The sequence below is a fragment of the Caballeronia sp. EK genome, from assembly GCF_014384845.1.
Classification (GTDB): Bacteria; Pseudomonadota; Gammaproteobacteria; order Burkholderiales; family Burkholderiaceae; genus Caballeronia; species Caballeronia jiangsuensis.
The window spans coordinates 602,520-614,371 of record NZ_JACSUE010000002.1; the positions used below are offsets into that span (position 1 = coordinate 602,520).

The 11,852-nt window shown below is 61.9% G+C and carries 13 protein-coding genes; 10 read left to right on the forward strand and 3 right to left on the reverse strand.

The window, feature by feature from the left end:
* The first annotated feature begins 10 nt into the window (after positions 1 to 10).
* The 4 genes from IAG25_RS07180 to IAG25_RS07195 all read left to right on the forward strand — a co-directional run bounded on the left by IAG25_RS07180 (position 11) and on the right by IAG25_RS07195 (position 4,132).
* Complete coding sequence (locus IAG25_RS07180; protein ID WP_187604230.1) at positions 11 to 781, forward strand: pyrroline-5-carboxylate reductase; 771 nt, start codon at positions 11 to 13, stop codon at positions 779 to 781.
* 42 nt (positions 782 to 823) lie between these two features.
* Positions 824 to 1,825, forward strand: coding sequence for a LysR family transcriptional regulator (locus IAG25_RS07185; RefSeq protein WP_187604231.1), 1,002 nt, complete (start codon positions 824 to 826; stop codon positions 1,823 to 1,825).
* Positions 1,826 to 1,832: 7 nt separating this feature from the next.
* Positions 1,833 to 2,759, forward strand: coding sequence for a LysR substrate-binding domain-containing protein (locus IAG25_RS07190; RefSeq protein WP_187604232.1), 927 nt, complete (start codon positions 1,833 to 1,835; stop codon positions 2,757 to 2,759).
* A gap of 116 nt (positions 2,760 to 2,875) precedes the next feature.
* Complete coding sequence (locus IAG25_RS07195; RefSeq protein ID WP_187604233.1) at positions 2,876 to 4,132, forward strand: aromatic ring-hydroxylating oxygenase subunit alpha; 1,257 nt, start codon at positions 2,876 to 2,878, stop codon at positions 4,130 to 4,132.
* A 688-nt stretch (positions 4,133 to 4,820) separates the two neighbouring features.
* On the opposite strand, the gene IAG25_RS07200 is transcribed toward IAG25_RS07195, so the two are convergent.
* Complete coding sequence (locus tag IAG25_RS07200; protein WP_187604234.1) at positions 4,821 to 5,522, reverse strand: GntR family transcriptional regulator; 702 nt, start codon at positions 5,520 to 5,522, stop codon at positions 4,821 to 4,823.
* Positions 5,523 to 5,686: 164 nt separating this feature from the next.
* On the opposite strand from IAG25_RS07200, the gene IAG25_RS07205 reads away from it, so the two are divergent.
* From IAG25_RS07205 to IAG25_RS07225, 5 genes are all read left to right on the forward strand, one after another.
* Positions 5,687 to 6,961 (forward strand): glucarate dehydratase family protein, encoded by a 1,275-nt coding sequence (locus IAG25_RS07205; RefSeq protein WP_187604235.1) that lies wholly within the window; start codon positions 5,687 to 5,689, stop codon positions 6,959 to 6,961.
* 40 nt (positions 6,962 to 7,001) lie between these two features.
* Positions 7,002 to 8,318, forward strand: a complete 1,317-nt coding sequence (locus IAG25_RS07210; RefSeq protein WP_187604236.1) for an MFS transporter — start codon at positions 7,002 to 7,004, stop codon at positions 8,316 to 8,318.
* A 276-nt stretch (positions 8,319 to 8,594) separates the two neighbouring features.
* Entirely contained in the window at positions 8,595 to 8,993 is a 399-nt protein-coding gene (locus IAG25_RS07215) for a DUF3597 domain-containing protein (protein WP_035499864.1), read from the forward strand.
* A gap of 196 nt (positions 8,994 to 9,189) precedes the next feature.
* Positions 9,190 to 9,564 carry a phage holin family protein gene (locus IAG25_RS07220; RefSeq protein ID WP_187604237.1) on the forward strand — a complete coding sequence of 125 codons (375 nt, stop codon included), beginning with the start codon at positions 9,190 to 9,192 and terminating at the stop codon, positions 9,562 to 9,564.
* Positions 9,561 to 9,869 (forward strand): hypothetical protein, encoded by a 309-nt coding sequence (locus IAG25_RS07225; protein WP_187604238.1) that lies wholly within the window; start codon positions 9,561 to 9,563, stop codon positions 9,867 to 9,869. The genes IAG25_RS07220 and IAG25_RS07225 overlap by 4 nt, the downstream gene beginning before the upstream one ends.
* An 18-nt stretch (positions 9,870 to 9,887) precedes the next feature.
* Here IAG25_RS07225 and IAG25_RS07230 read toward each other — a convergent pair whose 3' ends face one another.
* Both IAG25_RS07230 and IAG25_RS07235 read right to left on the reverse strand, forming a co-directional pair.
* A complete protein-coding gene (locus tag IAG25_RS07230) occupies positions 9,888 to 10,064 on the reverse strand; it encodes a hypothetical protein (protein WP_187604239.1) in 177 nt (58 codons plus the stop codon).
* A gap of 29 nt (positions 10,065 to 10,093) precedes the next feature.
* Entirely contained in the window at positions 10,094 to 10,636 is a 543-nt protein-coding gene (locus IAG25_RS07235; protein ID WP_187604240.1) for a hemerythrin domain-containing protein, read from the reverse strand.
* 186 nt (positions 10,637 to 10,822) lie between these two features.
* Here IAG25_RS07235 and deoC point away from each other — a divergent pair, with 186 nt between their 5' ends.
* Complete coding sequence (gene deoC / locus IAG25_RS07240; RefSeq protein ID WP_187604241.1) at positions 10,823 to 11,830, forward strand: deoxyribose-phosphate aldolase; 1,008 nt, start codon at positions 10,823 to 10,825, stop codon at positions 11,828 to 11,830.
* Positions 11,831 to 11,852: the final 22 nt, after the last annotated feature.

The following is an 11,852-nucleotide window of genomic DNA, read 5'->3' on the forward strand; positions in this document are numbered from 1 at the left end:
ACGAGGCAACATGCGCATTGGCTTCATCGGTACCGGCACGATCACGGAGGCGGTCGTGACCGGCATGATCCGCTTCGGCATGTCTTTCGAGCGCGTGGCGCTATCGCCGCGCAACGCGAAGATCGCGGCGCGGCTGGCCGCGCTCGATGCGCGTATCGAAGTCTGCGAAAGCAATCAGGACGTGCTCGATACGTCGGATGTCGTGTGTCTTGCGGTCGTGCCGCAGATCGCGGCGGACGTCCTGAGCGAACTGACCTTCGATGCGCGGCATCACGTCATCAGCTTCATCGCGGGGAAGTCGCTCGATCAGATCGGGGCGTTCGTGCGCCGTTCGGCCAAGGTCGTGCGCGCGGTGCCGCTGCCCGCCGTCGCGGCAGGCAAGGGCAGCACGGCGATCTGCCCGCGCGACGACATCGCGCGGGCGCTGTTCGCGCCGCTCGGCGAAGCCGTCGAAGTCGACGACGAGCATCAGTTCGACGCCTTGTCCGCCGCGACCGCGACGATGGCCGCCTTCTTCGCGCTGCTTGAGGAACAGGCGTCGTGGCTCGTCGCGCAAGGCGTGCCGTATGCGTCGGCCCGGTCGTTTTTGTCGGGCTATCATGTGGGGCTTGCTCATGAAGCGACGTCAGGCACGGAGCCTTTCTCCGCGATGATCGGGCACGCGAGCACGCCCGGCGGTCTCAACGAGCAGCTCAACCGCGAGCTTACGGAGCGGGGCACGTACACGCACTACGCAGAGGCGCTCGACAACATCATGCGCCGCGTGCAAGGGCGTGGATAACGACGAACAAACGACACTCGCGCCCCTCGGAAGGTGATTCACATGCAGAAGAAACAGCAGTTCGCGGACCGGCTTCTCGCCCAGATGCCGTCGCTGCGCGCGCTCCGGTGTTTCGTCACCGCGGCGCGTTACGAAAGCTTCACGCAGGCCGCGGAAGTGCTGTGCGTCACGCAGGCGGCCGTGAGCCGGCAGATCAAGGAACTCGAAGACACGCTCGAAGTCGCGCTGTTCGAGCGCACCGGAAGACACATCGCGCTGACCGACGCGGGCCGCATTCTCTACAACGCGTCGTATCTGTCGATCATGAACATCGCGGAGGCGGCGCAGGCAGTGCGGCGCGTCGATCGTCACGCACTGACGCTCTGCATCTCTCATACGTTTTCGGCGCTCTGGCTTTCGTTGAGGCTGCCCGCGTTTCGCCAGCGCTTTCCGAATATCCGCCTGCACGTGATGGTGACCGAGCACTTCATGGAGCTCGACGACCTCATGGAGCCCGATGTCATCATCACGAAGAATCCGCCGCGCGAGGCGGAGTATGAGGTCGAGCCGCTTTTTCACGACATCGTTTATCCGGTATGCAGCGTTCCGTTTTATGAGCGCTATTTTCACGGGCGCACGTTGAAGCCGCTCGATCTGCTCGCGCATCCCACGCTTAGCCTGTCGCTGCTCGGACGCGCGCAAGTGTGCGAGCACGTCGACTGGCGCGTGTGGAAAAACTGGTATCAGCAAGGCGATGGTTCCGAGCGCCTCGATCAGCATGACGATCTCGAAAGCAACGACTATCGGTTGCTCGTCGCGCAGGCCGAAGCGGGCGAGGGGACGCTGCTCGGCTGGCATCATCTCGTGCATCGGCAGGTCGAGCAGAAAAAACTGGTTCGTCCCGTCGACGATGCGCTCGTGTTCCATGATCGTCATCACTACGTGATCACGCATCGCAATGCAAAGTCCCGCCCGGAATACGTTCAGTTTCGCCAATGGCTCGACGAGGAGATCGCCACGATGATGCAGGGATGGCCCGCGGCCGAATCGAAGGCCGTTCTCTGAGCGCCGCATGAAACCGGCGACCGAAAAACCGAAGGGGTATCGGCGGCTCATTCCGTCGGTGACCGCGCTGGTCGAGTTCGAAGCCGTCGCGCGCCTCGGCAGCTTCACGCTCGCGGCGCATGAACTGGGCGTCACGCAGGCCGCCGTGAGCCGGCAGGTCCGGTTCCTCGAAGAAACGCTCGGCACGCGGCTTTTTCGCCGGCTGCATCGCGCGATCGAACTGACCGGAGAAGGCGAGGCGCTGTACCGCGTCGTCGCGGAATCGATGCAGAAGATCGCGAGCGTGTTCGACCGCATCGCGCGCGGCCCCGTGCAGCAGGAGCTCGTGCTGGCCGCGACTTCCGCGTTCTCGCACTTCCGTTTGTTGCCGCGGCTCGCATCGCTCAAGGCCGTGCAGCCCGATTTGCAACTGCGGCTGTCCACCCAGATGTTCACGGCGGATTTGCGGCACAAGGAAATCGATGTCGCGGTGCGCTTCGGCAGCGGCGTGTGGCCGGACGGCACGGCGACGCTGCTCTTCGACGAGGAAGTGTTTCCGGTCTGTTCCCCTTCATGGCTCCAGGCGCAGGCCGCGCCGGCGTCGCTGGAGGAGCTCGCGGGCTGCGTGCTGGTCGAATCGGATTCGACATCCGAAGGCTGGATGGGCTGGGAAGAGTGGTTCCATGCGGTCGGATTCCGGCCGATGCGTCTGAATTTCTCGCTGCGTTGCAGCCTCTACACCGATGCTATCCAGGCCGCGCGTTACGGCCAGGGCGTCGCGCTCGGCTGGGGCCGGCTCGTTCACGATTTTCTCGAAGGCGGCGAGTTGGTGAGACTGCACGTGGCATCGTTCAGGCCGGGCGATTCGTACTTTGCCGTGGTGCCGCACGGCCGCGCCATCACGCCCGCCATCGCCGCTCTGATCGAGTGGCTGCGCGACGACGCGCACGCATAATCCAAAGTAATCCGAGATCGAAAATAAAGCGCATTGACGCTAATTTCTAGCGATCCAATACTCGGGTTATCGCGGGACCACTCGAAGTCCCGATCCCTGAACGATGGAGAGCGACGATGTCCGAAGTGCAATTCAAGACTCATGGCGAACTGATCCGCAGCCGCGAGCCCGGCCACGGATTGCCCGGCGAGCTGTTCGGGCGGCAGGACGTGTTCGAGACGGACGTCGAGGTCTTTTTCCATAAGCACTGGATTCTGGTCGGTGTGATGGCGGACGTGCCCGAGCCGGGCGATGTCTCGACGGTGGATATCGGCCGGGCTTCGATCATCATCGTTCGCGACGACGACGAAAATATCCGCACCTATCGGAACGTCTGCCGGCATCGGGGCGCGCGGCTGAAGGAGCCGGGGAAATCGACCGTCGGCATGCTGGTGTGCCCGTATCACCAGTGGACCTACGACCTCGACGGCAGCCTGCGCCACGCCGCGCACATGGGCCGTGATTTCGATCCGAAGTGCCGCAGTTTGCTGCCGGTGCATACGCGCATCGTCGGCACGCATATCTTCGTGTGCCTCGCCGACGAACCGCCGGCGGATATCTCGAAGCTCGAAGACACGATGGCGCCGCGATTCGCGCCCTACGATATGCGGAACACGAAGATCGCGTTCGAATCGGAGATCATCGAGAACGGCAACTGGAAGCTCGTGATCGAAAATAATCGCGAGTGCTATCACTGCGCCGCGACGCATCCGGAACTGACCGCTTCGTTTCTGCCCGAGGATTTCGGCTTCTGTCCCGAGAATCTTCCCGAGGAAGCGCTGCGCGAAATCGAGGCCTACAAGGAACGCAACGCCGCGTGTCAGGCGAGCTGGGAGCGCGATGGCTTCACGAGCGCGACCGTCGAATGGCTGGACGAGGATGCCGTCACGCAGTTCAGAACGCAGCAACTCGTCATCGCAGGGCATGGCGAGTCGCAGACCATCAGCACGAAGGTCGCAAGCGAAAAGCTGCTCGGCGATCTGCAGCGGCGCGATCTGGGCGACACGCATCTCTGGACGCACAACTCATGGACGCATGTGATGAGCGACCATGCGGTCGTTTCGTACATCATTCCGCTTGCGCCGGATAAGACGCTCGTGCGATCGAAATGGCTCGTGCATGCGGATGCGGTGGAAGGTGTCGATTATCAGATTCAGGATCTGACGGAAGTGTGGGTCGCGACCAATGCGCAGGACAAGCATCTTGTCGAGATTACGCATGAGGGTACGCAGGATCCGGCTTTTCGGCCCGCTGTGTTCTCGCCGTTCACGGAGGGTTATGTGGAGCAGTTTTCGCGTTGGTATGTCGCTCGGCTGGGGGCGCATGGTGTTTAGGGGGGTCTTGGCGAGAGCTTTCGATGCGTTGCTTGATTGTCGCCGGATCCCGATTTCTTTTTGGTTTATTAGCACTGCCCCTCCCCGGGGCGGGGGTCACTTTCTTTGCTGCTGCAAAGAAAGTAACCAAAGAAAGCAGCTCGTTTAAGCCCGCGGTCACACGCAGTTTGGCCATGCTTGCCAGCCCGCGGTGGCTCTCGCCTAAGTGTCGCCCTCGAAGGCCCAATCGGGCTTGGCTCGCGCACGGTCTGACGCGCTATAAGTTATAGCGCGCTGGTTCAGCACCAAATAGCTTCGGCACAGCGCTACGCGCTGCCGTCGGGTCTGCAAGGGAAACCATCGAAGAAGCCCGCGCGCACCCGATTGACCCATCGGCCGCGAAGCGGGCCGGAGCTATTTGGTGCTGAACAGCGCGCTCAAGGTTATGGCTCGTCAGACCGTGCGCGGTCCAAGCCCCGCGAGACCTACGAGGGCACTCGCTACTGCCGGGCCATTAGGCCAATCGCCTGTGCCGCGGCCGGTGTGAAGTGCTTAGGCTGGGGATAGCTGTTTCTTTGGTTACTTTCTTTGCAGCAGCAAAGAAAGTGACTGCCGCCCCGCACAGGGGCAGTGCTAATAAACCGACGCGAAAACGGGATCCGGCGAAAACCTGAACCACGCCCAACGCCAAGCAAAACAATCCCCGCTTTCAATGATCAGTCACAAAAGTCGGATGCCGCGTACGAATCTCGTCCACCTGACTAAGCGTACCCGACAGATGCTTACGCAACGCGGCATCCGCCGCATCGGGATCACCCTTTTCGATAGCATCGACGATCTCGGTGTGATCTCGCACCACCGCCATCGTCTTGCCCTCGACCGGCAAATGCAAACGGCGCAGCCGGTCGATATGGCCGCTCAATCTGCGCACCAGATCCCAGAGTTGCGGCACACCCGCAGCCTCATACATCTGCCGATGAAAAGTCTGATCGAGCAATGAAAACTGCTCGACGTCCTTCGGATCCAGCCACTCCGTCTGTTCCGCGATCGTCGCGCGAAGCCGTGCGACCAGCGACGCCTTGTGCTCCCGCGCCAGCGTGCGCACGACTTCGAGTTCAATCGAACGGCGCAGAAAATGCGCCTGCATCGCCGATGCCACGCTGATCTGGCTCACGACCGTCGCGTGCTGCGGAAAGATATCGACGAGTCCTTCCTCACCGAGCTTCATCAGCGCATCGCGCACGGGCGTCTGGCTGAGGCCGTAACGCGTCGCCAGTTCGATCCGCGACAGCACCGTGCCGGGCTCGAGTTCGAGCGACAGGATCATTTCGCGCAGCCGTTCGAAAACCTGCGGCGCGGCGTGGCGGGAGCGGTCCAGGCGATGGACCGAAGCGGAAGCGGCGTTTTTCATGTCAGACGGAAAGCGATAGGCGACTGAAACATTAGTACTATAGCCGCGCTCAGCCACATGCGGCACGGAAAGAGCGAAAACAACGATCCGCGTATACCCGACTGACACACTAATACATTAGTGCTTTACCATTCGGCTACTCTCGCTACTTCCGGACGTCCGACATGACCCGCGACATCGCCATCACCCAGGTTCGAATCACGCCGATCGCCTTTCGCGACGGCCCGTTGCTCAACGCCGCGGGCATCCACGAGCCGTGGGCGTTGCGCGCCATCGTCGAGCTGGAGACGAGCGACGGGCGTGTCGGCATCTCCGAAACCTATGGCGACGAGCCGATGCTGCGCGTGCTCGATCAGGCGAAAGACCTCGTGATCGGCCTGTCGCCGTTCGACCTGAACCAGATGGAAGAGCGCGTGCGCGCGACGATCAAGGCGACGCCCGGCGCCGTCGAATTCGAACTCGCGCCCGGCTCGCATGCCGCGAAAAATGCGCCCAAGGTCATCAGCACGTTCGAAGTGGCGATGCTCGATCTGCAAGGGCAGGTCGTCGGCGCGCCGGTCGTCGATCTTCTGGGCGGCAAGGTCCGCGATGCCGTGCCGTACAGCGCGTATCTGTTTTTCAAGTACGCGGAACATATCGACAAGCCCTATGCGCCCGATGCGTGGGGCGAGGGCATCAGCCCCGAGCAGATCGTCGCGCAGGCGCAGCGCATGATCGACCTGTACGGTTTCCAGAGCATCAAGCTGAAGGGCGGCGTGTTCGAGCCCGCGCATGAAATCGCCTGCATGAAGGCGCTCGCGAAGGCGTTTCCCGGCATGCCGCTGCGCCTCGATCCGAACGCGAACTGGACGCTCAAGACGAGCATCGAGGCCGCGCCAGAGCTCGACGAAATCCTCGAATACTACGAAGACCCGTGCCCCGGCCTCGAAGGCATGGCCGAACTGCAGAAGCACACGAAGCTGCCGCTCGCGACCAACATGGTCATCACGACCATGGACGACTTCCGTCGCGGCTGCAACATGGGCTCGATCAAGGTGCTGCTCTCCGATCACCACTACTGGGGCGGCCTGCGCGCCACGCAGACGCTCGCGCGCATGGCGCGGCTGTGGGGCTTCGGCATGTCGATGCATTCGAACTCGCACCTCGGCATCAGCCTCATGGCGATGACGCATGTCGCGGCAAGCGTGCCGAATCTCACGTATGCGTGCGATACACACTACCCGTGGCAGGAAGAAGAAGTGATCAAGGGAGGCCGCGTCATATTCGATAACGGCGCGGTGCGCGTGCCGACGACGCCGGGTCTCGGTGTCGAACTCGATCGCGAGCAACTCGCCGCATTGCATGAGCAATACCTGACGTGCGGCGTGCGCAATCGCGACGACCTCACGCAAATGCGCAAGTATCAGCCCGAGTTCACCGGCAAGAACCCGCGCTTCTGAGTCATCGAACAAGTACACGCGCATTCCAGGAGACAATCTCATGAGCAGTTCCAGCGCGCTGTCGAGCGCCGTTCGCAAGATCAAGTGGCATGTGCTGCCGCTTTTCGTCGTGATGTTCATCGTCAATTACATCGACCGCGTGAACATCGGTTTCGTGCGCCAGCACTTGAGCGCGGATCTCGGCATCGGCGCGGCGGCTTACGGGCTCGGCGCGGGCTTGTTCTTCGTGAGCTACGCGGTGTTCGAAGTGCCGTCGAACATGCTGATGCAGCGCTTCGGCGCGAAGGCGTGGCTCACGCGCATCATGATCACGTGGGGGCTGGCGGCCGTGGGCATGGCCTTCGTGAAGGGCGAGACCTCGTTCTACGCGATGCGGCTCGTACTCGGCGCGGCCGAAGCGGGCTTCTTCCCGGGCGTCGTGTTCTATTTCACGCAATGGCTGCCGCGCGATGAACGCGGCAAGGCGATGGCCATCTTCCTGAGCGGCTCGGCGCTGGCTTCAGTGTTCTCAGGACCGATCTCAGGCGGCTTGATGCTGATCGAAGGCGTGGGCCTGCACGGCTGGCAGTGGATGTTCATCATCGAGGGCATGGCGTCGGTCGTGCTCGCGGGCTTCGTGTGGTTCTGGCTCGATTCGAAGCCGCGCGACGCGAAGTGGCTCACGCGCGCCGAGCAGGATGCGGTCGTCGCCGAAATCGAGGACGAGCAGCGCCGCCGCGATGCCGTGCACGCGAAGAAGCCGACGTCGTGGAGCCTCTTGCGCGATCCGCAGATTCTGATCTTCTGCCTGATCTATTTCTCGGTCTCGCTGACGATCTACGGCGCGACGTTCTGGCTGCCAAGCATCATCCGCAAGATGGGGCATCTCAACGATTTCCAGGTCGGACTTTTCAACTCGATTCCGTGGCTCATTTCCATCGTCGCGATGTATCTGTTCGCGGCACTCGCGGCGCGCTTCAAGTTTCAGCAGGCGTGGGTTGCGTGCGTGTTGCTGATCGCGGCGGCCGGCATGTACGCCGCGGGTCTCGGCAGTCCGGTCTTCTCGTTTGTCGCGATCTGCTTTGCGGCGATCGGTTTCAAGGCCGCATCGTCATTGTTCTGGCCGATTCCACAAGGCTATCTCGATGCGCGCATCGCGGCGCCCGTGCTCGCACTGATCAATTCGCTCGGCAATCTCGGCGGCTTCGTCGCGCCTGCGACGTTCGGCTTCCTCGAACAGAAGACGGGTTCGATTCAGGGCGGGTTGACGGGGCTCGCGGTGATGTCGGTCGTGGCCGCCGGTGTCGTGTTTTTCGCGCGCATGGCGCCTCGGGCCGGGCGCGATGTACCGGTGCTGCAACCGGGCGTGCAGAAGTAATCGCGCATCTCTCCGCGGCACGTTGCAGCATGAGAAAGGGGAACTCTACGACGACGCATTTTTAGTGAAGCAGAACGATATACCCATGATGCCTCCTCGCCGTGTTACGGTGTTTGCTGAGATCGTCGGGATTTCGCGCTACCGTGCTTTTATGACACGACACTCATCGTTCACGCGTTAGTCCACAACCGTCAAATTGAATCAAATGACAGTTGCATCGGAAGCGTAGCGGCACGACACTTGCACGTCCGTGGGTTCACTTTCAAAGGAGATGTCATGAGTATCTTTTCAAATATCCTGAACAAAATCTTTCACCACGACAGTGCGCCGGCCAGCGCAAGCCCGGGCGCAGCGCCTGCCGCCGCACCGGCCACCACGACGGCTGCCACGCCTGACCAGCCTGCCGCAGCACCGATGCAGGAAGTCGATGTCGAAGCAGTGCTGACGCAAATGCAAGCGAGTCAGGGCGCGCAACTCAACTGGCGTACCTCGATCGTCGATCTGATGAAGCTGCTCGGCCTCGACAGCAGCCTGTCCGCGCGCAAGGAACTGGCGTCGGAGTTGCACTACACCGGCAATACGGAAGATTCGGCCTCGATGAATATCTGGCTTCACAAGCAGGTCATGCAGAAGCTCGCGGAAAACGGCGGCAAGGTGCCCGACGATCTCAAGTAAGAAGTAAAAATCGCGGAAGGCGATCCGGAGACGGTTTGCCTTCGCCGCGTCTCACTACGGTCCGGATCATCTTCCGCGACTGCCCGTATGAAATAACCACCGATTCTCATCGACTGCACGCATCGCTGGCATGCGCACTGCTCTCCATTCTGGCAAGGCACTCCGTCTTGACTGAAACCTCGCTGGGGAAGCAACGATGACAATCCAGAGAAAGATCGCCAACTGGCGCAGGATCGGCCATTTCTGCACGAGACGCCTCGTCGATTATGGCGAGCTGATTCCCATCGAACTCGCTGAGACCAAGAAGCGCGTGCTGCATGAAGTAGTCGCGCTCGTCGCGCTCACGATCGGTGCTTTGTTCACGTTATCTTTCGTGTCGATCGCGGTGATCGTGACCTCGGTCGGCACGCCGTACCTCGTGCTGACGGCGTGGTGCGTGGCGGGCGCGTGGCTTGCCGTCGCAGTGATCGCCGTCATCGTCATGATGTCGCGCAAGCCCGCGCAACCTTTTCAGTTGCTGCGCGAAGAGTTGCGACGCGACATGGATGCCATCAGGGAGGCAGCGCAATGAAGCATGCCGAAGCTCAGGGAGCGGTGCTCGCGCGCATGGCGGAGTCGCGCGCGGAATTGATCGCCGCGCATATTGCCGATGAACCTTTGCGTGTTACGCGTGCGCCGCGGGTGCCGCGCGCGTTGCCGGCAACGCGACCCGCGCCGTGGTTCCTGCGCACGCCCAATGCCGAGTTGATTGCGCTCGCGCTCGTCGGCATCGCGATTCTCGGCGTGCGCCGCACGGTGCAGACGGCCGTCGGCGCGGGATTGAGCGCGTCGACACATCGGGCGTTCTCCGATGTGCTCAACGCGCTGCGTGGATGACTGCCGGTTGCCGAGCGCCTAGCGCCGCGTGCGCCGCTTCTTCGGCTTGGGCGGCGTGAGCGCTGCCGTCCAGAACGCCGAAGCTTGCCGTTTCGCTTGGGCGGTGGCGCGGCCTCGCGTCGAACCGATGACGGCATTCGCGCCGGACAGCCACATGCTGAGGAACGGATTCTTCTTCACCCAAGGGTTTTTCATGCTTCGGCTCCGGTAGACGTCGATGTGGATCAATGCAGGCGCATCGTGTTGTCGCCGGCATCTTTCGGGATCTTCGCCTCCAGTTGTTCCTTGCGCTGCATCAGCTTCTTGCCGAGCGCATTCATATCCGCGCTCGACTTGCGCAGCTTGGGGAAGAGATCCGATTCTTCCTCTTCGATGTGATGCTGCACCATCTCGCTCATGACCTTGAAGGTCGCGTCGAAGCCGGGTTGGCCCGCTCTGAGCGTAGTGAACTTTTCGATCAGCACCTTCACGAGAAAGTGCTCGACATAAGCCTCGTCGACATCGGGCCGGTCGTCTTCGTCCAGCGCTTCCTGCGCCGCCGGATACAGCAACTCTTCCTCGATCATCGCGTGGACCGTCAGTTCTTCACACGCGCGTCGCACGAGCGTGGTTTTCGCGTCGAGATCGTCGTCCTTTGTTTTCTCGAACGCATCGAACAGCTTTTTAACGGCACGATGATCGTCCATCAGCACTTCAATGGCGTCCTGGCTCGGCGTGGCGCGGGAAGCGGCAGCGGTTTCAGCCTGTGTGGGGGTCGGGCGGGGCATCGTGTCCTCTGTTTCAAAAAGTGGGTGGTCACGATATAGAGCAATGCGCGGTCCCGGCTGCCACGTAGCGGCCATCGACCGCCTACGAACTTTCCCTATGTTACGATCCTCACATCGATGTTATAAACTGAGATCAATCTATCAAAAACTGTTGTGCGTCGCACAAGACGCCGGCATACCGATCTCATGCTGGAAACTGCATCGAAGTCCATCGTCGCCTGGCCCGCAAAGGCGCAAGTTCACGCCAGCGCCCGCAATCCGGGCGTGCCGTTCGATCTTTCGTGGCTCGACGGGCTGCGCGTCAATCAATCGGCGGTGACGCGCCGCGCATCGACGCTCGGCACGCGCCGCGCCGTCAAGAAAGATGCGCAGGCCGCGTGGCTGCTCAAGGCGATCACCTGCATCGACCTCACGACGCTCAGCGGCGACGACACGCACGGCCGCGTCGAACGCCTGTGCGCGAAGGCGCGCCGTCCGTTGCGCGACGATCTGCTCGACGCGCTCGGCATGGCCCCCGCGTCGATAAAAACAGGCGCGGTGTGCGTTTATCACCGTTACGTGAAAACCGCCGTGAACGCGCTCGAAGGCAGCGGCATTCCGGTCGCAGCCGTATCGACGGGCTTTCCCGCCGGACTCAATCCGCACGATCTCAAGCTGCGCGAGATCGAGGCGTCGGTGCGAGACGGCGCGTCGGAGATCGATATCGTCGTCACGCGCGAGCACGTGCTCACGGGCAACTGGCAGGCGCTCTACGACGAGATGCGCGATTTCCGCGCTGCATGCGGCGATGCGCACGTGAAGGCGATTCTCGCGACCGGCGATATCCGCACGCTGTCGAACGTCGCGAAGGCGTCGATGATCTGCATGATGGCCGGCGCCGACTTCATCAAGACATCGACGGGCAAGGAGAGCGTCAACGCGACGCTCGACGTATCGCTCGTGATGGTGCGCATGATTCGCGAATATCTCGCGCGCACCGGCGTTGCGATCGGCTTCAAGCCTGCCGGCGGCGTGTCCACCGCGAAATCGGTGCTCGAATATCAGATCCTCATGAAGGAAGAGCTCGGGCGCGAATGGCTCGAAGCGGACCTGTTCCGTGTCGGCGCATCGAGCCTGCTCGCGGATATCGAACGCCAGCTCGAACATCATGTGAGCGGACGCTACTCGGCGTTCAACCGTCATCCCGTCGCCTGATCCACCTTAAATACACAGCCTC

Coding starts and splice junctions, on each gene's coding strand:
- IAG25_RS07230 (WP_187604239.1), bottom strand. CDS start 10,064: ATGAAAAACCCTTGGGTGAAGAAGAATCCGTTCCTCAGCATGTGGCTG.
- deoC (WP_187604241.1), top strand. CDS start 10,823: ATGCTGGAAACTGCATCGAAGTCCATCGTCGCCTGGCCCGCAAAGGCG.
- IAG25_RS07190 (WP_187604232.1), top strand. CDS start 1,833: ATGAAACCGGCGACCGAAAAACCGAAGGGGTATCGGCGGCTCATTCCG.
- IAG25_RS07205 (WP_187604235.1), top strand. CDS start 5,687: ATGACCCGCGACATCGCCATCACCCAGGTTCGAATCACGCCGATCGCC.
- IAG25_RS07195 (WP_187604233.1), top strand. CDS start 2,876: ATGTCCGAAGTGCAATTCAAGACTCATGGCGAACTGATCCGCAGCCGC.
- IAG25_RS07215 (WP_035499864.1), top strand. CDS start 8,595: ATGAGTATCTTTTCAAATATCCTGAACAAAATCTTTCACCACGACAGT.
- IAG25_RS07235 (WP_187604240.1), bottom strand. CDS start 10,636: ATGCCCCGCCCGACCCCCACACAGGCTGAAACCGCTGCCGCTTCCCGC.
- IAG25_RS07185 (WP_187604231.1), top strand. CDS start 824: ATGCAGAAGAAACAGCAGTTCGCGGACCGGCTTCTCGCCCAGATGCCG.
- IAG25_RS07200 (WP_187604234.1), bottom strand. CDS start 5,522: ATGAAAAACGCCGCTTCCGCTTCGGTCCATCGCCTGGACCGCTCCCGC.
- IAG25_RS07180 (WP_187604230.1), top strand. CDS start 11: ATGCGCATTGGCTTCATCGGTACCGGCACGATCACGGAGGCGGTCGTG.
- IAG25_RS07220 (WP_187604237.1), top strand. CDS start 9,190: ATGACAATCCAGAGAAAGATCGCCAACTGGCGCAGGATCGGCCATTTC.
- IAG25_RS07210 (WP_187604236.1), top strand. CDS start 7,002: ATGAGCAGTTCCAGCGCGCTGTCGAGCGCCGTTCGCAAGATCAAGTGG.
- IAG25_RS07225 (WP_187604238.1), top strand. CDS start 9,561: ATGAAGCATGCCGAAGCTCAGGGAGCGGTGCTCGCGCGCATGGCGGAG.